The sequence below is a fragment of the Micromonospora yasonensis genome (assembly GCF_026013475.1).
In the GTDB taxonomy this organism is placed as follows: domain Bacteria; phylum Actinomycetota; class Actinomycetes; order Mycobacteriales; family Micromonosporaceae; genus Micromonospora; species Micromonospora yasonensis.
Window position 1 is genome coordinate 67,767 of record NZ_JAPDPH010000006.1, and the last position, 19,004, is coordinate 86,770.

General features: G+C 69.6%; 19 protein-coding genes and 2 pseudogenes. 9 read left to right on the plus strand and 12 right to left on the minus strand.

Features of this window, described 5'->3' with window-relative positions:
* Positions 1-5 precede the first annotated feature (5 nt).
* From ONA70_RS02795 to ONA70_RS02805, 3 genes are read left to right on the plus strand one after another with little or no spacing between them, the layout of a single operon-like run.
* Entirely contained in the window at positions 6-371 is a 366-nt protein-coding gene (locus ONA70_RS02795) for a dihydrofolate reductase family protein (RefSeq protein WP_265004739.1), read from the plus strand.
* Positions 317-580, plus strand: coding sequence for a dihydrofolate reductase family protein (locus ONA70_RS02800; RefSeq protein WP_265004721.1), 264 nt, complete (start codon positions 317-319; stop codon positions 578-580). Before ONA70_RS02795 ends, ONA70_RS02800 begins: the two co-directional genes overlap by 55 nt.
* On the plus strand, positions 573-1,163 hold the full coding sequence (locus ONA70_RS02805; protein ID WP_265004722.1) for a DinB family protein: 591 nt from the start codon (positions 573-575) through the stop codon (positions 1,161-1,163). The genes ONA70_RS02800 and ONA70_RS02805 overlap by 8 nt, the downstream gene beginning before the upstream one ends.
* Here ONA70_RS02805 and ONA70_RS02810 read toward each other — a convergent pair.
* The 3 genes from ONA70_RS02810 to ONA70_RS36820 are packed head-to-tail and all read right to left on the minus strand — an operon-like array spanning position 1,126 to position 2,479.
* Positions 1,126-1,656 (minus strand): PQQ-like beta-propeller repeat protein, encoded by a 531-nt coding sequence (locus ONA70_RS02810; protein ID WP_265004723.1) that lies wholly within the window; start codon positions 1,654-1,656, stop codon positions 1,126-1,128. The two genes, ONA70_RS02805 and ONA70_RS02810, sit on opposite strands and share 38 nt — an antisense overlap.
* Positions 1,653-1,856, minus strand: a complete 204-nt coding sequence (locus ONA70_RS02815) for a hypothetical protein (protein WP_265004724.1) — start codon at positions 1,854-1,856, stop codon at positions 1,653-1,655. The genes ONA70_RS02810 and ONA70_RS02815 overlap by 4 nt, the downstream gene beginning before the upstream one ends.
* Positions 1,853-2,479, minus strand: a complete 627-nt coding sequence (locus ONA70_RS36820) for a hypothetical protein (protein WP_406601133.1) — start codon at positions 2,477-2,479, stop codon at positions 1,853-1,855. Before ONA70_RS36820 ends, ONA70_RS02815 begins: the two co-directional genes overlap by 4 nt.
* A gap of 203 nt (positions 2,480-2,682) precedes the next feature.
* Here ONA70_RS36820 and ONA70_RS36825 point away from each other — a divergent pair, with 203 nt between their 5' ends.
* Positions 2,683-2,937 carry a LuxR C-terminal-related transcriptional regulator gene (locus ONA70_RS36825; RefSeq protein WP_406601134.1) on the plus strand — a complete coding sequence of 85 codons (255 nt, stop codon included), beginning with the start codon at positions 2,683-2,685 and terminating at the stop codon, positions 2,935-2,937.
* 128 nt (positions 2,938-3,065) lie between these two features.
* On the opposite strand, the gene ONA70_RS02825 is transcribed toward ONA70_RS36825, so the two are convergent.
* The 6 genes from ONA70_RS02825 to ONA70_RS02850 all read right to left on the minus strand — a co-directional run bounded on the left by ONA70_RS02825 (position 3,066) and on the right by ONA70_RS02850 (position 10,830).
* Entirely contained in the window at positions 3,066-5,273 is a 2,208-nt protein-coding gene (locus ONA70_RS02825) for a glycoside hydrolase family 31 protein (protein ID WP_265004726.1), read from the minus strand.
* On the minus strand, positions 5,270-6,385 hold the full coding sequence (locus ONA70_RS02830) for a glycoside hydrolase family 15 protein (protein ID WP_265004727.1): 1,116 nt from the start codon (positions 6,383-6,385) through the stop codon (positions 5,270-5,272). The genes ONA70_RS02825 and ONA70_RS02830 overlap by 4 nt, the downstream gene beginning before the upstream one ends.
* A gap of 81 nt (positions 6,386-6,466) precedes the next feature.
* On the minus strand, positions 6,467-7,750 hold the full coding sequence (locus tag ONA70_RS02835) for an ABC transporter substrate-binding protein (protein WP_265004728.1): 1,284 nt from the start codon (positions 7,748-7,750) through the stop codon (positions 6,467-6,469).
* A gap of 35 nt (positions 7,751-7,785) precedes the next feature.
* The gene (locus tag ONA70_RS02840; protein WP_265004729.1) at positions 7,786-8,598 is read right to left on the minus strand and encodes a carbohydrate ABC transporter permease; all 813 of its coding nucleotides are present in this window, start codon (positions 8,596-8,598) and stop codon (positions 7,786-7,788) included.
* Entirely contained in the window at positions 8,591-9,454 is an 864-nt protein-coding gene (locus ONA70_RS02845) for a carbohydrate ABC transporter permease (RefSeq protein WP_265004730.1), read from the minus strand. Before ONA70_RS02845 ends, ONA70_RS02840 begins: the two co-directional genes overlap by 8 nt.
* A gap of 89 nt (positions 9,455-9,543) precedes the next feature.
* Positions 9,544-10,830, minus strand: a complete 1,287-nt coding sequence (locus tag ONA70_RS02850; protein WP_265004731.1) for an ROK family transcriptional regulator — start codon at positions 10,828-10,830, stop codon at positions 9,544-9,546.
* 155 nt (positions 10,831-10,985) lie between these two features.
* On the opposite strand from ONA70_RS02850, the gene ONA70_RS02855 reads away from it, so the two are divergent.
* Positions 10,986-11,303: an ArsR/SmtB family transcription factor gene (locus ONA70_RS02855; protein ID WP_265004732.1), complete on the plus strand. Its 318-nt coding sequence runs from the start codon at positions 10,986-10,988 to the stop codon at positions 11,301-11,303.
* Between the two features lie 26 nt (positions 11,304-11,329).
* A pseudogene (locus ONA70_RS02860) lies at positions 11,330-11,614 on the plus strand (SRPBCC family protein); the annotation flags it as partial.
* A 49-nt stretch (positions 11,615-11,663) separates the two neighbouring features.
* Here the strand turns inward: ONA70_RS02860 and ONA70_RS02865 are convergent.
* Positions 11,664-12,695, minus strand: coding sequence for a hypothetical protein (locus tag ONA70_RS02865; protein WP_265004733.1), 1,032 nt, complete (start codon positions 12,693-12,695; stop codon positions 11,664-11,666).
* Positions 12,696-12,763: 68 nt separating this feature from the next.
* On the opposite strand from ONA70_RS02865, the gene ONA70_RS02870 reads away from it, so the two are divergent.
* Positions 12,764-13,345, plus strand: coding sequence for a TetR/AcrR family transcriptional regulator (locus tag ONA70_RS02870; protein ID WP_265004734.1), 582 nt, complete (start codon positions 12,764-12,766; stop codon positions 13,343-13,345).
* 275 nt (positions 13,346-13,620) lie between these two features.
* On the opposite strand, the gene ONA70_RS02875 is transcribed toward ONA70_RS02870, so the two are convergent.
* On the minus strand, positions 13,621-16,563 hold the full coding sequence (locus tag ONA70_RS02875) for a family 16 glycoside hydrolase (protein WP_265004735.1): 2,943 nt from the start codon (positions 16,561-16,563) through the stop codon (positions 13,621-13,623).
* 574 nt (positions 16,564-17,137) lie between these two features.
* On the opposite strand from ONA70_RS02875, the gene ONA70_RS02880 reads away from it, so the two are divergent.
* Together ONA70_RS02880 and ONA70_RS02885 are read left to right on the plus strand one after the other, a co-directional pair.
* On the plus strand, positions 17,138-17,578 hold the full coding sequence (locus ONA70_RS02880) for a VOC family protein (protein WP_265004736.1): 441 nt from the start codon (positions 17,138-17,140) through the stop codon (positions 17,576-17,578).
* Positions 17,579-17,849: 271 nt separating this feature from the next.
* Positions 17,850-18,737 (plus strand): DUF1152 domain-containing protein, encoded by an 888-nt coding sequence (locus ONA70_RS02885; protein WP_265004737.1) that lies wholly within the window; start codon positions 17,850-17,852, stop codon positions 18,735-18,737.
* Between the two features lie 80 nt (positions 18,738-18,817).
* On the opposite strand, the pseudogene ONA70_RS02890 reads toward ONA70_RS02885, so the two are convergent.
* Positions 18,818-18,895: pseudogene (locus ONA70_RS02890) on the minus strand (VOC family protein); the annotation flags it as partial.
* Between the last annotated feature and the right edge of the window lie 109 nt (positions 18,896-19,004).

Consider the following 19,004-nt stretch of genomic DNA (forward strand, 5'->3'; position numbering starts at 1 on the left):
GCAAGGTGATTTGCGACCTGTCGATTTCGGTCGATGGTTACTCTGCCGGGCACAACCAAACCGAGGAGCGCCTGTTCGGTGCCGACGGCGGAGACGGCTGGGGCAACAAGCTGCACGCCTGGATCTTCGAAACCCGCGAGGAGAGCCGGGCCGAGGTCGATCAGATGACGGCGGCCAGCGCATTCGTCGTGGGGCGCAACATGTTCGGCCCCGTGCGTGGCGAGCGGGATCGGGAGTGGAAGGGTTGGTGGGGCGACAACCCGCCGTTCCACGCTCCGGTCTTCGTGCTCACCCACTACCGCGCGACCCGCAGCCGATGGAAGGCGGCACCACGTTCCACTTCGTCACCGCCGGAATCGAATCCGCGTTGAGGCAGGCGCGGGAGGCGGCCGGCAACGGCGACGTGTCGATCCTGGGTGGCGCGACCACGATCAACCAGCACCTCGCCGCCGGCCTGATCGACGAGCTGCGGTTGCACATCGTGCCGGTGACGCTCGGCGGCGGCACGCGGCTCTTCGATGGCGTCCCGCCGCTGAATCTCAGGGCTCGGCGCATGAGGGAGACTGGCGGGCATGGCTGACTTGGGCGATGCGAAGGCTGCGCTGCACCACTACCTCCAGGCGACGCGCGAAGACCTGATCTGGAAGCTCGACGGGCTGAGCGAACGCGAGGCCAGGCTGCCCCGCACCGCGACCGGCAACAACCTGCTGGGAGTCCTCAAGCATTGCCTCAATGTCGAAGCCGGCTACTTCGGGCCTACCTTCGGGCGCGAATTCCCGACGCCTGAGGAACTGGTCCCCATGCAGGCGTACGACGAGGACCCGCAGGCAGACTGGTACGCGCGGGAGGAGGAGACGAAGGATGGGCTGATCGACCTGTATCGCCGTGTCGGGGTGTTCGCGGATCAGACGATCGAACAGCTACCGCTCGACGCGCCGGGGCGAGTGCCGTGGTGGCGGCCAGGTGGACAGGCCGTGACGCTGCAAAGGATCATCGTCCACGTGACCTGCGACCTCGCTCGTCACGCCGGTCACGCCGACATCATGCGCGAGCAGCACGACACGGCGATCGGCCTGCGGCGGGAGAACAGCAACATCCCGCACGACTATGACTGGCCGGCGTACGTCACCAAGCTGACGAAGCTGGCTGACCGCTTCGGATAGCGGGCGCGCCCCGGAACTGGTTGCTACGGAGAGCGTGGGCGCGGTCGGCGGAGCCGACAAGGCCGTCGTACCTGCCCAGCCAGACCTGCTTGCCACTCGCGGCGTCGTAGGCGATCGTCACGTAGTCGGTGCCGGCGTCGGTGTCCTGGCTCGTGCCGGTGATGACCACCTTGCTGCCGTCCGGCGTGACCGCGAGGCCCCACGAGGTGTCGTCGTAGTGCGACGCACCGTCGTACCGCTGGACCCAGAGCCGCTTGCCGGTCGCGAGGTCGTAGGCGAACGTCGACATGTCGAAGCGCGTGCCCTGGCCCTCGGTGTTGCCGGTGACGTAGACCCGGTCGCCGACCACCTTCACGGCGTACGGGTTGTCGGTGGCGTGCCCCGGACCGTCGTAGCGGTCCGACCACAGCAGCTCACCGGTGGCGGTGGAGTAGGCCTCCGTCGCCAGGTCGACCGAAGTGGTGGCCGAACTGCTGGCGCCGGTCACGATCACCGACTGACCGTCACGGGGATCGCCATCGCCGACGGGATGTCGAAGCCGTGCGCCGGTCCGTCGTGGCGGTTCACCCACTTCTGCTCGCCGGTCTTGGCGTCGTAGGCGACCGTGCCCCAGTCGGAGTAGCCGTTCTCGGCCGTGCCCGGGCTCTGCCCGCTGACGATCACCGTGGCACCGTCGGGCGTCACCGCGATCATCCGGGAGTCGTCGGTCTTGTGGCCCGCGCCGGGTCGCCGATCAGGCCGAGTACCTGCGGGTGGCGGAGGTGGTCGAGCTGGTGACGGCCGCCGTGGACCAGGCCGCGGGACGTTGGGAGGGCCTGGTGGACCGCGTCCGCCGGCTGGGCGGCGCGGCGGCCACGTTCGCCGCGGCGTCCCTGGACTCGCGGCTGCTGCACGGCGCGCTGCTTACGGCGATGGGGCCGACCGAGGAGGCCGTGGACCTCCTGGTCGACGTGATCGCGGTGGCCGAGCGGGTCGGCGCCGTCTGGCCGCTCATCCCTGCCAGAACGACGCTGTCGCGGCTGCTCCTGACGCTGGACGACGCCGCGGGCGCGGCCGAACACGCCGGCGCCGCCCTCACCCAGGTCCGGGCCAAGGGGAATTGGGTGTGGGGCGCCGAGCCTGTGCTGTGCCTGGTGGATGCGCTGCACGCGCTGGGCAGGGGCGGCGAGGCCGCGGAGCTGGTGGACGAACTCGCGGCCGGGATCACGGGGGCCGACGCGCCGCTCGCCCGGGCCGCCCTGCTGATCGCCCAGGCTGTCGTGGCCCGCTCCCGCGACCAATGGGGGCACGCTGATCGCCTGCTCGACGCGGCGCATTCCGTGCTGAAGGGTGCGGGGCTGCGGTACGAGGAGGCCCTGGCCGCCGAACGGCTCGGCCGGTTGCGCTGCGAGCGCGAGGCCGCAGACGGCGGGCGCTTGCTGGAGAGCGCACTGCGCCTGTACGGAGCGATGCACGCCGACCGCGACATCGCGCGAATCTGCCGGATCATGCGGCGGAACGGCGCGCCAATCCCGTACCCGTGGCGGGGCGGGCGGCCCTCCCTCGGCCAGACGCTGTCCTCGCGGGAGCGCAAGGTGGCGCTGTTGGCGGCGGAGGGCAAGACGAACCAGGAGATCGCATCGAGCTGTTCCTTTCCCGGCGCACCGTCGAGAGCCACATCTCCAGCGCACTGCGCAAGCTCGGCTACCTGTCGCGAAAGGAACTGGCGGCCTTACCGCTCGATGAAGACGGGGCCGAGACTGGTGCGCTGACCAAGAACGTCCGCCGGGGCTGAGGCTAACGCGGCTTCGGGGCGAGGCGGCCGCCGGCAGGTTAAGCACCGCGTACCCGAGTAGGCCCACAACTCCGCCGTGTGTCACGAAGCCGATAGCCGAGTGCCGAATGGTCGGAAAGACATCCGCGTCACGCCACCCGGCGGTAGACCGGAATCTCGTCTATCGGGACCGTTCGGTGCACCTCCATAGGCCCACTGTGCCGCTCGCCGGTGAAGTAGTCCTCCCACTCCCCCGGTGGCAGCCACACGGGCCATGTCGTCACGCCGGGTTCCGTGACCGGGGCGACGAGCAGGTCGTCGCCGAGCTGCCACTGCTGCGGCCAGTCCCAGACCTGCTTGTCGTGGGGGTGGTCGAAAAAGAGGGGTCGCATCAGTGGTTTGCCGGTCTGGACGGACCGCTGCGCCTGCTCGACCAGGTACGGCACGAGTTCCTCACGCAGCTGGGCGAAGCGGCGGAAAACCTCCAGCACCCGGGGCTCCCTGGTGCGCTCGGCGATGTTCCAGGGCGTACGGTCGACCGAGGGCTGGCGATGGTGGTTGAACTCGGAGTGGTACTGCATGATCGGGGCGAAACAGGCTGCTGCGGCGGAGCGTAGGTACAGCTCGGCGTCGGGGATGTCGCCGGAGAAGCCGGCCAGGTCCCAGCCCCAGAAGAAGATGCCACCGACACCGGCGGTCAGGCCGGCGGTGATCGATGCTCGGTAGGCCTCCCACGTGGAGTCCTCGTCGCCGGCCCAGTGAGCGGGGAAGGCGGCGGATCCGGTGAAGCCGGCTCGGCTGAACGTCACGCCGTCAATGTCGGCGGAGCGCATGAGGTCGTGGTAGGCGGACGCGTAGCGTACGGGGAAAAGGTTGTTGCTCTCATCGCCGCGTGATCCGTCGAAGTAGCGGAGGTCGTGGCCCCAGGGGTGCTCACCGCCGTCGGTCTTGAAACCGTCGACGCCGAGCTCCTCGACCAGGTAGCGGCGCTTCTCCAGCCACCACCGCCGGGCCTCCGGGTTGGTCCAGTCCGGCAGAAGCGCGCCGGGGAACCACCAGCCGCGGTTGTGGTGCGGTGACCCGTCCGCCTCCCGGACCGCGTAGCCGCGCTCGGCCATGGTGGCCAGGTCGGCGGCGATCTGGCCTTGGTCGCCACGGTCGGTCGGGATCAGCGGTATCTGCCAGAGAAGCACCTTCACGCCGGCATCGTGGAGCTCGTCGATCATCGCCTTGGGGTCGGGCCAGGCCCCGTCGGCCGGAAACTCGAAATCGGCGAGGCGGTGCGGGGCGCCGTCGGGGTGCACCGGGTAGCGCGCGTCGCGGAAGGCCACGAAGGTCGACTCGTCGCTCCACGCCTCGATGACGACGGCACCGACCGGGATGTCCTCGGCGAGACTGCGGCGCACCTCGGTCAGGACCCTGGCCTGGGTGTTCCACTCGTTCCCGCTCATCCATGGCCGGAACACCCAGGCTGGCGGTACGGGGGGCCGCCCGGTGTCGGAGAGGAAGTCGCGCACGACGGCGGCCGGCTCGCCGGTGTAGAGCCGCAACGGCAGCACGGGCTTCGCGGGGTCGATCTCGGCCTCGACGAGAATGCGGTCCGGTCGGGAGGCGCCGAGGTCGTACCAGGTCCGCCGGCTGGTCACCACGTGGAAGCCCCAGTCGGCCGCTCCGCCGATGACCAGCGCGAACGGCATGGGCAGGTAGGTGCGGTGGCCCTGCCGCTTGTACTGCTCGAACACCGTCGCGTCGAGCACCTCGCCGCGCTGGTCGAGTGCGTGGTACCGCTCACCGAAGCCCACCACGTGCTCGCCCTCGGCCAAGCGCAACGCGAATCGCGCCCGCCGGGGTCCGTCGCTGCCGGTCAACCACTCGACGCTGCCCGGGTCGAGAACGCCGGCGGCATCGGGGTCGCGGAGGTCGAGCCGCCCGCCGTCGCGCTGCCACACCAGCGGTCGCACCGGGAAGGCCGCTGTGCGGGCCGCACCGCCCACGGCGGTTCGGCCAACCACGGCGTACTCGTCGTCCCCTTCGGCCATGGCCCGGGCGATCCAAGTCGTACGGCCGCCAGTGTCCGGTGCGGCCGAGGCGGCGGAGGTCAGGTGCCCTGCCGAGCCGGTCAGCGGAGCGGCGGGCGCACCGAAGTCGAGTGTCACCGTCGCGGGGTCGACCCGCTTGGCGAGCACCTGCGTGCCATCGCCGAACTCGACCCGAACCTCGGTCACCCGCGGGTCGGTGAGCACGCGGATCTCGTACTCCTCGCCCCGCAACGGGTGCACCGGGACCCGCTGGTCGAGGTCGTACCGGTAGGGGTGCCCGGTGCCGGCCGGGCGGTGGCTGATCAGGGACTCACTCACAGTCCGACCTCCAGAGCGAGCGTGACGAACATGGCGTGCGACCACAGCAGGGGTGTGGCGACGGGCCCCCACCGCTCGGTCCACTCGGCGATGTACTCAGGGTGTTGGGTATTGCCACTGACCTGCTCGGGCAGGTGGCCGTCGGGGGTGGCCTGAGCGGCGATCCAGTCCAGTCGGCGAAGGGCCTCGTCTTGACGGCCGGTGCGCGCCTCGTGCCAGCCCAACCAGGCGGTGAGGATCAGCCACTCCCCGCCGCCGTAGAAGGTGTCGCCCAGGTACCGGTAGACGCCCCCGCGCAGCAGGTCGTCGCGTACCTGCTCGTAGGTGCGTTCGGCGAGCGGGCCGTGCGGGTCGACCACTTCGAAGGGGGTGAGGCAGGCCAGGAGACTGCCATCGACCGCCGTGCCACCAAGCCATTTGGTGAGGTGGCCGTCGGCTATGCCGCCCGTGGCGAGAAGCGCTTCGAGGGTACTGATGCTGGCGGTGGCACCGCGGGCGCGTTCTGCGTCGAGCAACGGCTCTCCGTGCTCGTCACGAGCGTGGACCACGGCGCGCAGCCCGGCCAGCACCGCGCCAACGGTGGCCACGTGGCGGTGCTCGGCGTGCTCCTCCCACCAGTCGTAGCAGGGCCGGTCGCCGAACGCGACCAGGTAGTCCACGGTGGATGCGGCTGCCCGCCGGTAGGCGTCGAGCGGCCGCCCGTGCCGTGCCGCGTGCGCCATGAGGACCCACAGCCAGGTGCCGTACCCGTCGAGCTGGAAGTTCCACCAGGGCTCGTCACCATCGCCGCCGTCGAGGGTGTAGCGGGTCGGCAGCATCTCGTCGGCGCTGATCTCCTCGCCGCGCCCGGCGCGGGCCACGAGGTCGGAGATCCGCTCGGCTCGGGCGTCGATCACCGCGGCGCACCAGCGAAGGAACCGGTCGGCGCTGTCCACCCGACCGGCGCGGCTCATCGCGTCGGCGATGAACGCGCCGTCGCGCAGCCAGCTGTACCGGTAGACGGGGTAGTTCGGGCTGGCCGGGTAGGCACCGGACGAATGCTGGTGGGCCTCGATGAGGTTGAGGCTGGATTCGACCAGGGTGCGCAGGTCGGACCGTGCGGCGGTCGGCACGGGGCTCCTCCAGGAGGGTTCGGTAGGTGGGGGTGCCGGGGTGCGGCCGAGTGCGGATCGGCCGCACCCCGTTCGTGTCGACTACTTGATGAGGCCGGTGACGGCGGAGGCCGCTTCGTCGAGCGCCTGCTGCGGCGTGGCCTGGCCGGAGGCCGCCTTCTCCAGCGCCTGGGTCACGATGTCCTGCATCTTCGACTGCTGCGCGTCGAGCACCGGCGGAAGCGCGATGTCCGACAGTGCGTCGAAGACCGCTTGACGGTTGGCCGGGGGCGTCTTCTTCAGGTAGTTGTCGAAAGCGGCCTGGTCGTTGACCGCCGGCAGCTCCCAGTTGGAGGCGAGCCGCGTCTCCACGGCCTTCTGTGAGATGCCGAGGAAGCGGGCCCACTTCCACGCCGCAGTCGCCTTCTTGGTCTTCGCGGACACGGCCGTGGCGTTCATGAACACCGCGTTGGCCTTCTGCGTGCTGCCGGGCTCCGTGACGATGTCGAAGTCCAGGCCGGCGGTGCCGGCGAGCTTCGAGATCTGCCAGATTCCGTTGTGCCACATGGCGAGCTTGCCGGAGGTGAACAGCGCGGTGTCGTAGTCGGCCTTTCCGCCGATCTCCGCGACGGTGGGCTGCACGGTGCCCGGCTTGCTGAGTAGCCACTGGGCGGCCTCCAGGCCCTTGGCGTCGTTGAACGTCGCCTTCTTGCCGTCCTCGGACAGGAACGAACCGCCGTTCTGGGCGAGGGCCTTGTAGAACTCGTGGAAGGTGACCGGTTGGTAGTCGCCGTATACGCCCTTGGGCTTGTTGGTCAGCTTCTGCGCTGCCGCCCGCTCGTCGGCCCAGGTCCAGTCCGCTGTGGGGTAGGCGACGCCGGCGGCGTCGAAGAGCTTCTTGTTGTAGAAGAGCACCACGTCGGAGAAGGTCGACGGCACCGCGTAGAGCTTGCCCTTGAATTGGAAGGCCTCTCGCGCCTTCAGGTAGAGCCGGTTCGCGTCGTAGTCCTTGTCGGCCTTGGCCTTCTCGTCGAGCGGCAGCAGCGCGCCGGCGCGGGCGTACGTCACGAAGTTCTCGTAGTTGAGTTCGAAGGTGTCCGGTGCGGTGCCGCCGGCGATCGCCGTCTGCAGCTTCGTGAAGTAGTCGTCGTACGCGGCCGTCTGCACCTGCACGGTGATGCCGGGGTTCTGCTTCTCGAACTCGGCCTTGATCGCGTCGAGGTCCTTCAGGTGGTCGGGGGCGGCTGAGAAGGTGAAGTAGGTGACGGTGCCGGTGGCGTCGTCGTCCGCGCCGCCACCGGAGCCGTCCTGCCCGCATGCGGCGAGCAGGCTCATCGCGGCGAAGGCTCCGGCGGCGGCGGTGAGGAAACGTCTTCTGGTGGTCATCGGATCTCTCCTCGGGGGTGTGGGGGTGAGGGGGGTCAGGACTTGATTCCGGTGAAGGTGATGCCCCGCACGACGTAGCGCTGGGCGAAGACGTAGAGCGCGAGGATCGGTAGGACCGACATGGTCGAGCCGGCCATGACCACGTTCCAGGCGGTGCTGTATCGGCCCTGCAGCAGCGACAGGCCTACCGGCAGGGTCATGTGCGCCTCGGTCTGTGCGATGACCAGCGGCCAGAGGAACGCGTTCCAGCTGGACATGAAGGCGAAGACGGCGAAGGTTGCCAGCGCCGGCGCCACCAGCGGCAGCAGCACCTGGGCGAAGACCCGCAGGTGCCCGGCCCCGTCGACGTACGCCGCCTCGTCCAGCTCCTTCGGCAGCGCCATGAAGGCTTGCCGGAGCATGAAAACCCCGAAGCTGGAGACCAGCGTCGGCAGCAGCAGCCCGGCATAGCTGTCGACCAGCCCGAGGTGGCGCATCTCGATGAACAGCGGGACGATGATCACCTGCATCGGGATCATCATCGTGGCGAGGTAGAGCACGAACACCGCGTTGCTGCCGCGGAACCGCAGCCGGCTGAAGGCGTAGGCGGCGGTGGCGCTGGTCACCAGTTGCAGCAGCGTGGACACGACCGCGACGCCGACGCTGTTGGCGGCAAAGCGCCAGAACGGAAAGGCCTCGCCGAGCCGCTCGTACGGCTCCACCGTCGGCGGGTCGGGCAGCAGGGACGCGTCGATCCGGGCTAGCTGCGCGTCGCCCGTGAGTGAGGTGATCAGCATCCAGGCGAACGGGCCGATCATCGCCACCGCGCCGAGCGTCAGCGCGACATACCGCAGGACGTTCTTACTCATAGTGCACCCACCTGCGCTGCAGTCGGAGCTGGACCAGGGTGACCAGGAGGATCACTGCGAAGAGCACCATGCTCATCGCCGAGGCGTAGCCGACCCGCCCGTACGAGAAGGCGTTCTTGACGATCTGCTCGACCACGACGCTGGACGCGCCGCCCGGCCCGCCCTCGGTCATCACCCACACCTGGTCGAAAACCTGGAAGCCGTTGATCAGGCTGATCACGGTGACGAAGAACAGGGACGGCGAGAGCATCGGCAGGGTGATGCTGCGGAGTTTGCGCCACCAACCGGCCCCGTCGAGAGCGGCAGCCTCCAACAGGTCGCGCGGGATGGCCTGCAGGCCCGCCAGCAGGATCACCGCGACGAACCCGACGTCCTTCCAGACGGAGGCAAGCACCACCGAGGGCATCGCCCAGTCCGGGTCGGTCCACCACCCGGGTCCCGCGACGCCGACCATGCCGAGGATCCGGTTGACCAGCCCGTCGGCCGGGTTGAGCAGCCACTTCCACAGCAGGGACACGGCGACCCAACTGCTGATCACCGGTAGGAAGAAGGTGGCCCGGTAGAGGGTCATCGCGGGGAGCTTGGCGTCCAGCAGCAGGGCCACGGCGAGCCCGCTGACCAGCACCAGAGGAAGGTAGCCGGCCAGGTAGGCCAAGGTGTGGCCGAGCGCGGCGTGGAACTCGGCGTCGCTCAGCAGCTCGGTGTAGTTGTCCAGCCCGACGAAGGTCGGTACGCCGATGAGGTTCCAGTCCTGCAGGCTCACCCATGCGGTGCCGAGCATCGGGCCGATCCAGAAGCCCAGCAGCAGGAGCAGGCTGGGGGCGAGGAAGCCGGCGACTGCGATGGCCGTACGCAATCTGCGGCGCGCGGCGCCAGACCGACGCCTGCGCTGCGGCGCTCGAGCCCGGGGTGATGGCCGGGCAGTGGTGGCGGCGGGCGGTGCGGTCACTGGGTCACCTCGGCACCGGGAAAGGCCGCCAGCCGCGCGCGGATGGCGTCGGTGTGCGGCTCGGCGTTCATCGTGAACGGCGCCCGGAGCACCAGAGCGGCGGCACCCAACGCCCATTTCGTGTCGTCCCACGGGTCGACGTGCACGTTGACCGCGTCAACGAGGGGAAGGAACATGCCGGCGCGCAGGGCGGTGACGAACCCGTCCGCCAGGTGCGTCCAGGCCAGAGTTCCTTCACCGCTGACCAGCACCGCCTGCGGGTCCAGCACGGTGACCAGCCCGGCCGCAACGGTCCCGACGCGTGCTCCGGCGGCACGGTAGACCTCCTGCGCCCCTGGGTGCCCGCTGTCTGCTGCCGCCCGCAGGTCGGCTGGACCCGCGTCCGGCCCGACGGCTCCGACCTCGCGTGCCTGTTGGACGAGCGCGCCGTCGGAGACGTAGGTCTCCAGGCAGCCGCGCCTACCGCAGTGGCAGGGCGGGCCCGCGGGATCGATCGGCAGGTGCCCGAGCTCACCCGCCGCCCCATGTCCGCCGCGGCGCAGGTCACCTCCGGAAACGACGGCTGCGCCGATGCCCTGCCCGAGGGTGATGGTCAGGAAGTCCTCGTACGGCCGGCCCAGCCCATACAGGTGCTCGTACGCCGCCAAGGTGTTGACGTCGTTGTCGACGAGCACCGGCACGTCGAGAAGCTGGCTGAGGTAATCACGCAGCGGCATGTGTCGCCAGCCCAGCAGCGGGGCCTCCACCAGGCCGGTGCGGCTGTCGACGAACCCGGGAACACCGAGCCCGATCCCAAGCAGCGGTGCGTCATCGACGGCGGCCACATGCGGCGCGAGCAGCTCGGACAGGGCACCGAACGGGTTGACGGCGGTCTCGTCGAACGGTGCGGAGAACGTGTGGAGGAGGGTCCCGTCCAGGTCGGCGCGCACGCCGGTGAGCCGGCCGGCGGCGACTTTGACCCCAATCGCATGGGCGGCCCGTCCCACCACCGCAAGCAGCTCGGCCGGTCGGCCGCCCTGGGGAATGCCGTCGTCGACCTTGCGGATCACCCCGGCCTCGATCAACGAGCGGGTGACCGCGGTGACGGTCGCCGGGCTGAGGCCGAGCCGTCGGGCAATGTCGGCCCGCGAGATCGGTCCGTGTCGGCCAATCAAGGCAAGCACGGCGACCCGGTTGACGTCCCGCAGGCGCGGTCCGGACGTCGCAGCCGTCATCGAACACTTCCTTCCACCGCTAAATTCGGCGAGTGAATGAAGGGTCTGAAGTTTCCCGGAGGTTGTCAAGGTCCGTAACCGGACCGAGACAGAGAAGCCGCATGCCGGTACGCCGCCCAGCGGCCGCCATCAGGAGGGCCGCGGACCGGGCGGGAAAGCGGAAACTGGCGCGGGCTCCACAAACGGCCATTTGCACAAACAACTCTTTGCATTAGGGTAAGGCCATGCCTCCCGCGCTCGCGGCCCCTGGCCCAGACCTCGACTCGACCTTCGCCGCTCTCGCCGACCCCGTCCGTCGCGCCCTGGTGACTCGTCTCGCCCGAAGTGACGCCACGGTGGGAGAGCTCGCTGAACCGTTCGACCTGACCCCACAGGCGATCTCCCACCACGTTGGTGTCCTGCGGCGGTGCGGCCTGGTCGAGCAGCGACGCGAGGGCACCAGACGCCCGTGCCGGCTGAGGGTCGATCAGCTGTCGCTGCTCGGCACGTGGATCGACGACCAGCGCCGCGCCTGGGACGACCGGCTCGACGCCCTTGAGTAGCACCTCACCGATGACGGAGCGGTCCGTTGACCACCCGCTCAGAGCTCCGCGGCGACGAACTGATCGCTAAGCGCCACCTCTCGGCGGAACCCGAACGTGTCTGGGCCGCCTTCACCTCGCCCGCAAGCATCGCGGCGTTCTGGGGCGGTTCGCACGCCACCGTGCCGCCTGAGTCCGTAACCGTCGACCTGCGTCCCGGCGGAGAGTTCGCGCTCGACACCCGCGCGCCGGACGGCGCGACCCGCCGGCTCCGGTTCGTCTACGTGAGCGTCGCCGCGCCGCACGAACTCGTGTTCGACGAGCCCGTCACCGGCCTCCGCACAACCATCAGCGTCCGCCCCGCCAACGGCGGCACGCGCTCTACGTGGCCGACCGCGCCTGAGCGGCCGACCGGCTCTGAGCACGGGAGCGGCCGTACGCGGCTAGGGCGTGGAAGGCGGCCTTCGGCGTCCACGAGCCGTCCGGCAGCACCCGGACGATCCCGCGCGCGGCCAGGTCGAAGTCGCGCTCCGGGTCGTCGGTGGTCGGCAGGTGCCGGTTCGCGAACGTGTACACGAACGCCGCCTCCACCCCGCCGGCCTCATAGTCGCGCAGCAGGTCCACGACGTAACGGGCCTGGCCCTCCTCGTCGCGCTCCAGCCCCGCGGTGAGCTTCGCGGCGAGGCCGTGCTCGTCGTACGTCACCGGCTCCGACCCGCCCGCGACGTCGGCCGCGCCGCGGAACGTGCAGCAGCCGAACTCGGTCGCGGCGTACGGCTTGCCCTGCCCTACCGCTGCCGCCAGGGTCTGCGGGAACGCCGCGGCGTTGGTCGCGTCGCGGTACCCGGCGTCGCTGGCGATGATGTCGAACGGCGCCCAGTCCACGGCCTCCAGCGGGATCGAGGCGTAGCCGACGGGCCCTCCGAACCGCTCCCGCACTGCGGGCACCGCCTCGGCGAGGAAGTCGCGCACTGCGGCGCGCGCGGCCGGGACCGCCTCCCGCATCCGCATCGGGTCCGTGAACAGCGCCATGCGCTCTGCCAGGTCGCGGCCGGGTAGGAAGCCATCGGTGAACATGGCGATCTCGGAGCCGGTGAGGTACACGACCGACGCCCCGCTCTGCCGCAACCGCTCGGCCCGCTCCGCGCCGTCGAGCACGAACGCCATGAGCCCGTCGCGGTCGAGGCCGTTGGTGAACGGGCAGTACCACACCTCGAGCCCGGCCTCGGCGGCGAATCGCGCGGTCAGCTCGAGCCGGTCCTGGACCCCGCCGGTGATGCGCACCGCGTCGCAGTGCAGTTCGTCGCGGATGACGCGCAGGTCGCGCCGCACGGTCTCGGGGTCGAACGGCTCGTGGGTCGTGGACCCCCCGCTCACGAAGCCGGTGTCGTAGTTCATGCCGAAGACGCGCATCGGACGGCTCTCCTCGCTCGTAAGGTACTTTGCGTACCCTATAAGGTACGTCCAGTACCATGCAAGGCATGAGCACGAGGCGCCGGGGCGAGGAGCTGGAGCGGGCGATCCTGCACGCGGCGGCGGAGGAGCTGCGCGAGTCCGGCTATGCGGGGATGACCATGGACCGGGTTGCCGCCCGGGCCGGGACCAACAAGAACGCGATCTACCGCCGGTGGCCGCACCGGGCGGCACTGGGCATCGCGGCGTACCGTCACCTGTCCGACACCGTGATGCCGAACCCGGACACGGGCACCCTGCGGGGCGACGCGCTGGAGATGCTCCGGCGGGCGAACGAGACGTGGTCGTCGCCGCACGGTGCGATCCTGCGCGGGTTGCTCGCCGCCGCAGCCGACGACCCCGAGCTGCTCACCCTCATGCGGGAGCGGTCCGGCGCGGACACCATGGACCGCGCCTGGCTGGCGATGCTGGAGCGCGCCGCGGCCCGGGGCGAGGCACCTGCCGCGGCCGCGCACCACCGGGTAGCGACGACGCCGATGCTGCTGCTGCGTGCCGAATACGCGATGCGCGGTATCCCCTCCGTGCCCGACGAGGTGCTGGTCGAGATCGTGGACGAGGTGTTCCTGCCGCTCGTACGCGGCCGCGGCTGAACGCGCGCGGTGGCCGTGCGGAGGCTGGTCGCGCCGCTGGCGGACCGGCGGGTGGAACGGCCCGCCGATCGAGAGTTGGTCGACGCGTTACCGGTTCTCCGGTAACGAGCTTCTGACCTGCATGTATCCACGGTGGGCGATACTGGGATCGAACCAGTGACCTCTTCGTCGGTGTGAACGAACACGTCCTGCTCAGGGCGGCACCCACCGAGGGCCGCGGGCGGCCGGGACGGCGAACCGGTACCCGACCGCCCGCGCTCTGATCGCTGGCGAACCTACAGGTCAAGCGGCTCGATCCAGATGTTGCGGTATTGAACCGGGTTGCCGTGGTCCTGCAGCCGGATGGCACCCGTCGCCGGGCCTTCGGGCCGGCTGCTGCCGGTCGGGCCAAGGATCTCGACGTCGTCGTGCACCGTGACGCCGTTCCAGACCACCGTGACGCGTGGGTTCTCGACCTTCTTGCCGGCCGCGTCGTAGCGGGCCTGCCGGTAGACGATCTCGTACGCCTGCCAGGTCTCGGGCGGCAGCGCCGCGTTCACGTCGGGGGCCTTCTGGTTGTAGATGGCCGCGGCGTCGTTCTTTTGCGGCGGGTCGATGCCGAACGAGTCCAGCACCTGGATCTCGTAGCGGTCCTGCAGGAACACGCCGCTGTTGGCGCGCGCCTGGCCGGTCACGTCCGGCGGGTACAGCGGCAGGTTGAACTCGACGTGCAGGCGGAAGTCCCCGAAGCCCTGCAACGTGCGCAGGTCACCGTTGCGCACCGTCATGGCGCCGTCGGCGACGGTCCAGGTCGGTTCGCGTCCGTCGGTGTGTTGCCATTCGGTGAGCTCGCGCCCGTTGAACAGCGTAATGCGCTTGCCGTGCGGACGTACGGCGAGCACGTCGAGGTTCACGTGCCCGGAGTCCGCGGCCTCCTTGCGGTACTCCACCACGTTGCGCCCCTTGTTCAGCGGCACCGTGGTGGTGACCGTTCCCCATTCCTCCCAGGTCACGGTCGAGGGGAACACCGTCTGTTCGACACGTTCACCGTTCACGTACAGGCTCAGCTGTTTCCGCCCCGAGTAGGGGTTCGGGCCGTTGCTGTAGCGCATCGCCAGGTCGTACGTGCCGCTCTCGCCGACGTCGACGGAGATGCTGGTCGACGAGCCGTTCTGGGTGAACCCGGCGGCGAAGCCTGCGCCGGAGTAGGCGGCGTGGTCGGTGGCCATGCCGACCGCGACCGTTCGGCCCTCCTCGGCCTCGAAGAATGTCTGCGGCTGCACCACCCGTCCCGGGATCTCGTTGAGCGTGTACCAGGCCTCGGTGTTCCACAGCTCCTCGCCGTCGCCGGAGGAGAACGGACGCGGCGAGCGTACGTGCACCACGCGGTTCTCCTTCAGGCCCGGGATCTGCAGCTTGACCGTGCGGCTGTCAGTCGATAGTTCGGCCCTTGCCACCTTGAGCGTCTCCAGCTCGAGCTTCGGCCCGCCGTACTGGCTCGTGGCGCCGTAGCGCCACTGCGTCACCTGGTACGCGTCGGCGAGCTTCTGCGCGGTCTCGATGGACAGCGGCTTGGTGTACTCCAGCTCGAATCCGACATGCGACGCGCGCATCTGCTTGACCTCGAAGACCGAGGTGCCGTTGGGCGTGAGCTTCTGCAGGCCGTAGGTGAGCTTGCCCTCCTGGCCCCAGTTGCCGCCGGCGCCCAGGCCACCGACGTAGAGCGCACCGTCGGGGCCGAGGGCGACGTCGTTGACGCCGGACTCCAGGCCCTGCGTGTGCCGGAACACGGCGCCCTGGTACTGCCCCTCGATCTCTTCGAGGAAGACCCGCTGCAGGCCGCCGTAGGTCACGTCACCGACCACCAGCTGCCCCGCGTACGGTCCCTGCTTCAGCAGCACCGGAGTGGACGGTGAGTTACCGATCTCGTTCTGCGGGAGCCAGACGATGGGACGGGTCACCGCCTTGTCGTCGTACGGGCCCGCGGGCGTGGTGTAGTGGTTGTAGAAGGCGCCTTGCTGGATCTGGACCAGCTTGTTCGCGGGCAGCCAGCCCCCCTGGTTGTCGGTGACGAGGACCTCCCCGCGTGGGCCCCATCCGATGCCGTTGGGGGTGCGCAGGCCGCCGGCGACGTACGTGATATCGCCGGTCGCGGCGTTCACCTTGATCGACGTGCCGCGGTTGCGCGCCGGCTGGGGCACGGTGGTGGCGCCACCCAGGTTGATGGCGACGGACAGGTTGAGATAGAAGTACCCGTCCCGGTAGAGCAGGCCGAACGCGAACTCGTGGAAGTTGCGGCCCCACGGCCAGGTCGCCACCGTCCGGTAGTCATCCGCGACGCCGTCGTTGTCGGTGTCGCGCAGGGCCGTCAGCTCGTGCTTCTGGCTGACGTAGACGGTGCCGTCGACCACCGCCACCCCCTGGGGTTCGCGCAGCCCTTGGGCGAACTTGCGGTAGGTGACCTGTTCGGGGCCGGTCTTCCCGGTGACGCCCTCGACCAGGTAGACCTCGCCGGCCACGTTGTCGCTGCCGCCCCAGGTCGAGATCACCAGGTCGCCGTCAGGCATGAAGGCCATGCCGGTGACCTGCGGCTTGAAGCCTTCGGGGCGCAGGTCGGTGAGGGTGTAGCCGGGGTGCACCCGATCGAGGGGCAGGCCGTCCCCGGCCGAGTCGGTCGCGCCCTCGCAGTACTTCCATCCAGGGGCGGTGACGCGTACGACGTCGGCCTCGGTGCTCAGCGCGGAGGCCGGCACGAGCTCGAATCCGTTTGCGCCAGGGGGGCGCCACTCCAGCCGCAACACCTGGCCGCCGCCGTTCTCGAAGAACTCGACGAACAACGGGTGCAGGCCGGCGCTCAGGGTGACCGACCCTTCCTTGAACGTCTCGCCGTGCAGGCCGTCGTGGTTGACGACGAGTTGGTCGTCGATCGTCAGACGCGACCCGTCGTCGCTGGTGAGCCGGAATGTGTATTGCCCGTCGGTGGGCACGGTGAGGTTGGCGATGGCGTGGCTGATGAACCGGTCGGACAGGCCGAACTCGTCGGTACTGGTCCAGTTGATCTGCGGCATGAGCTTGTCGACGTTCGGGGTCTGTGCGGGCTTGAGGGTGCACAGCGCCGCCAGTGGTACGCCCATGTCGTACGAGCGCAGGGTGACGCCGGGTTCCTGGGGCGGGACGTCGGCGTTGACGGGTGCGGCCGCGGACGGGGTGGCGGGGACGGCAGCGAGCAGGGTCGCCAAAGCGGCACCTGCGGCCGCGAGTACCGCTCTCCGGCGTCGGCGCCGGCTGTTCGGTGCGGTCATGGTTCCTCCTGGTGCGAGTGGTGGGGGCCCGGCCGGGAGGATCGGTGCGGCTTTCCTCCCCTGGGCCGGCATGTTCGATCTCGCAGCACAAAAGATCGACGGCCGACACTTTAATCTTTAGGTCGAAGCAGTTCAACTTTTGAATCTGCAGACAAAAGCGGCCCCACGTTGACCCCTGATCCAGGCACCGCCAGCGGACGCTCTTTCTGCCATCGGAGGCTTGAACACCTGGCAGCATCACGACTCCTGCAGCACCGACCCCGAGCATGCCGTCCCGGTAACCGCGGTGAGGGCCCGGGGGTCGATATAGCATCCAGGCCCATGATGCTCCCGATCGGACAGGCCACGCGGGAGGCCGCAATCGCGAGCGCCAACGCGCCACGCTGAGGCGCGAGCAACGGGACGCCGCCACCAGCAGCGAATGGGCGCCGCGCCCGGCCGCCGGCCCGGGGTGGCACGGCGCAGGAGTGGATGCGGCCACCGTGGCCGCACGAGGCTAAGGAGACCCTGCATGACGATCCAGCGGATGGACAACGTCCTCATCGTGGTCGACGATCTCGACGCGGTAATTGCGTTCTTCGTCGAACTCGGCATGGAGCTGGAGGGCAAGGGGCCAATCGAGGGACGCTGGGTCGAGCGTGTCATCGGGATCGACGGCGTCCGACAGGACATCGCGATGCTGCGGACCCCGGACGGCCACGGCCGGATCGAGCTGGCGATGTTCCACACGCCGAAGGCGATCAGCGCCGAGCCGAAGGATGCACCGGCGAACACGCTGGGCATCCGTCGCATCATGTTCGCCGTTGACGACATCGAGGACGTCGTTGCCCGCCTGCGTACCCACGGCGCCGAACTCGTCGGCGAGCTGGCGCAGTACGAGGACAGCTATCGGCTCTGCTACGTCCGCGGCCCCGAGGGCATCATCGTCGGACTGGCCGAACAGCTCAGCTGAAGCCTGCCGAAGGGGCCGTGCAGCCAATTGCGCTCGACCGCCGACCGGCCAAGGCCACCACCTGAGAACCCTCGGCAGCGGAGCACCTCGGCGAACGAGATCGAGCAGGCACTGCGGGCCGTGGGCTGGACCGCTCGCGGCGCTGATCCGGCTGCGCTCGTGTCCGCGGTCAGGAAACGACGATCCGGGGTCCGCCGGCGCGCCATCGTTGCCGAGCGGCATGTGCGTACACCCGATCGCTGTTGCCGGTCGCGGCGGTGGCTTGGATGGCATGGGGGGGTTCGACGTGTACGCCGGCCTGCCCTTGGCGTTCGCCCTGTGGCGCGGCGGCGCACAGGTGCACCTGGCCAGCCTGTCCTTCTCCCAGCTCGAGCTGATCGACCGGGACGCGTGGGTAGCGGAGCACGTCGCGGCGGTGCAGCCGGACACCACCAGCCCGGACTGGTACTTCCCGGAACGCACGCTCGCCCGGTGGCTGGCGGCTCAGCATCTGCCGTCGACCGTGTACGCCTTCCCGCCGCTCGGCGTCCAGCCGTTACGGGCGGCGTACCGGCACCTGGTCGAACAATTCAACATCGATGCAGTGGTACTGGTCGACGGCGGCACCGATGTCCTGCTGCGCGGCGACGAAAGCGACCTCGGCACCCCGGTGGAGGACATCACCAGCCTGGCCGCCGTGGCCGCGCTGGACGTACCGGTCAAGCTGGTCACCAGTCTCGGCTTCGGCATCGACGCCTACGACGGCGTCAACCACGTCCAGGTGCTGGAGAACCTCGCCGCACTCGACCGCGACGGCGGCTACCTCGGCGCCCTGTCCATCCCCGGTTCCAGCCGCGAGGCGGCGCTCTACCGCGATGCTGTCGCCGACGCCCAGGCCGCCACCCCGGACCGGCCCAGCATCGTCCAAGGACAGATCGCCGCCGCCACCAGCGGCGCGTTCGGAGACGTCCGGTTCACCCGGCGCACCGGCGGAGGCGACCTGTTCGTCAACCCGCTGATGGCGATCTACTTCACCGTCGACCTCGACAAACTCGCCGCCCGATGCCTCTACCTCGACCGCATCGAGAACACCATCGGCAGGCGACAGGTCATCACGCGCATCCAAGCGTTCCGCGACGAACTCCTCAACGCACGCATCCCCCGCGCGTTTCCCCACTGAACGCCCGGACGGCGGGACGGCGACACTCGTGATGGCGAACTGCACCAGTCGACTCGCGAAGGTGACACGTTCGCGGCCACTCAGTCGAGACAGAATTCGTTGCCCTCGATGTCCTGCATCACGAGGCACGACTCGTTGTCGTCATCGGCAGGCAGGAGACCGCCTTCTGCGCCGGGGTCAGGTGGTCGCTGGTCATCAGCGTCACCAACGGCCGCGAGAGCACCCGCTCGCCGTGGTGGGAACCGCCCGCGAGCAGAGCCGAGGCGA

Excerpts from the sequence above, each read along its gene's own strand:
- ONA70_RS02880 (WP_265004736.1), top strand. The coding sequence starts at position 17,138 with ATGACGATCCAGCGGATGGACAACGTCCTCATCGTGGTCGACGATCTC.
- ONA70_RS02865 (WP_265004733.1), bottom strand. The coding sequence starts at position 12,695 with ATGCGCGTCTTCGGCATGAACTACGACACCGGCTTCGTGAGCGGGGGG.
- ONA70_RS02840 (WP_265004729.1), bottom strand. The coding sequence starts at position 8,598 with ATGAGTAAGAACGTCCTGCGGTATGTCGCGCTGACGCTCGGCGCGGTG.
- ONA70_RS02800 (WP_265004721.1), top strand. The coding sequence starts at position 317 with ATGGAAGGCGGCACCACGTTCCACTTCGTCACCGCCGGAATCGAATCC.
- ONA70_RS02870 (WP_265004734.1), top strand. The coding sequence starts at position 12,764 with ATGAGCACGAGGCGCCGGGGCGAGGAGCTGGAGCGGGCGATCCTGCAC.
- ONA70_RS02855 (WP_265004732.1), top strand. The coding sequence starts at position 10,986 with ATGCCTCCCGCGCTCGCGGCCCCTGGCCCAGACCTCGACTCGACCTTC.
- ONA70_RS02805 (WP_265004722.1), top strand. The coding sequence starts at position 573 with ATGGCTGACTTGGGCGATGCGAAGGCTGCGCTGCACCACTACCTCCAG.
- ONA70_RS36820 (WP_406601133.1), bottom strand. The coding sequence starts at position 2,479 with ATGCGCCGCGTCGAGCAGGCGATCAGCGTGCCCCCATTGGTCGCGGGA.
- ONA70_RS02885 (WP_265004737.1), top strand. The coding sequence starts at position 17,850 with ATGGGGGGGTTCGACGTGTACGCCGGCCTGCCCTTGGCGTTCGCCCTG.
- ONA70_RS02815 (WP_265004724.1), bottom strand. The coding sequence starts at position 1,856 with ATGATCGCGGTGACGCCCGACGGTGCCACGGTGATCGTCAGCGGGCAG.
- ONA70_RS02835 (WP_265004728.1), bottom strand. The coding sequence starts at position 7,750 with ATGACCACCAGAAGACGTTTCCTCACCGCCGCCGCCGGAGCCTTCGCC.